This is a genomic window from Ruminococcus callidus ATCC 27760, from assembly GCF_000468015.1.
Lineage (GTDB): Bacteria > Bacillota > Clostridia > Oscillospirales > Ruminococcaceae > Ruminococcus_C > Ruminococcus_C callidus.
Map to the genome: position 1 here is coordinate 1 of NZ_KI260375.1, position 1,218 is coordinate 1,218.

Sequence of the window (1,218 nt, forward strand, 5' to 3'; positions counted from 1 at the left end):
GGATCTCGGAGAAGATCAATGCCATTTGGAATGCAATCGTGGCGTTTTTAACACCCATTTTAGAGGGTATCCGAACGACATTTGAAACCATCTGGAATGCCATCTCTACTACAATTTCCACGGTTTTGACAGCGATTCAAGATGTGGTGACTACGGTTTGGAATGCCGTATCAGGTTTCATTTCGTCTGTTTTGTCTGCAATCTGGAATGTGGTTTCTTCCATCTGGAACAGCATCTTCGGCACGATTTCCAGTGTGATGAATGCCATTTTTTCTGTGGTATCGTCTATCTGGAATCAGATTTCTTCTGCGGTTTCCAATGTTCTGAACGCTATCCGGTCGGTGGTATCTTCTGTCTGGAACAGCATCAAGAGTACAATTTCCAACGTGATGCAGAGCATTTCTTTTACGGTGTCCAGCATCTGGGACAACATCCGTTCTGCAGTTTCCGACAAAATCAGCGGCATCAAATCCAGCATTCAGAATGGATTCGATGCCGCTGTGGGATATATCAAGGGACTGGCTTCGGATGCCTGGAATTGGGGACGGGACATCATTCAGGGAATCATTGATGGCATTCAGAGTGCCATCGGCTGGCTGGCGGACTGCGTCACCAATGTTGCCGATACCATTCGGGATTTTCTGCACTTCTCTGTACCGGACAAAGGACCGCTAACAGACTATGAGAGCTGGATGCCGGACTTTATGAAAGGCCTGGCAGACGGCATCGACAAGAGCAAAAAGTATGTGGAAAAAGCGGTCGGTGGCGTTGCTCAGGCAATGCGGCTGACCATGGATTCTGATTTGAATTACAGCTTGAATGGTATTTATGGTGCTGTTGTTGACGGCAGTTCCGGTGGTACGGTCAATAACTACTATAATAACGACAACAGCCGGACAGTGAATCAGACCAATAATAGTCCGAAGGCACTGTCACGGCTGGAGATTTATCGGTTGACACGGAATGCGTTGAATGTGTAATGGGGGTGTGTGATGTATTTTTCTCTGGTTTTAGAAAATGAAAACGGTGAACGATTAGATATGACCACCACTGCCAACCAATACATGACCTCCAAAATCGAAGGTCTGAATCCGCCTGCCGGAACGATTTCCACTTCTTCTTACGCAGGCATGAACGGCAGCTACCTCAACAACGCTTTCATTGAAAAACGAAACGTAGTCATTTCCTTTGCCATGCGTGGCATCGGCATCGAGAAAC

General features: G+C 46.9%; 1 protein-coding gene and 1 pseudogene. Both read left to right on the forward strand.

All coding sequences use genetic code 11. From position 1 onward, the window contains the following. The coding region (locus RUMCAL_RS15910; protein WP_021681772.1) for a phage tail protein at positions 1 to 980 on the forward strand (980 nt) is incomplete at its 5' end. 12 nt (positions 981 to 992) lie between these two features. Continuing rightward, positions 993 to 1,218: pseudogene (locus RUMCAL_RS06070) on the forward strand (phage tail family protein); the annotation flags it as partial.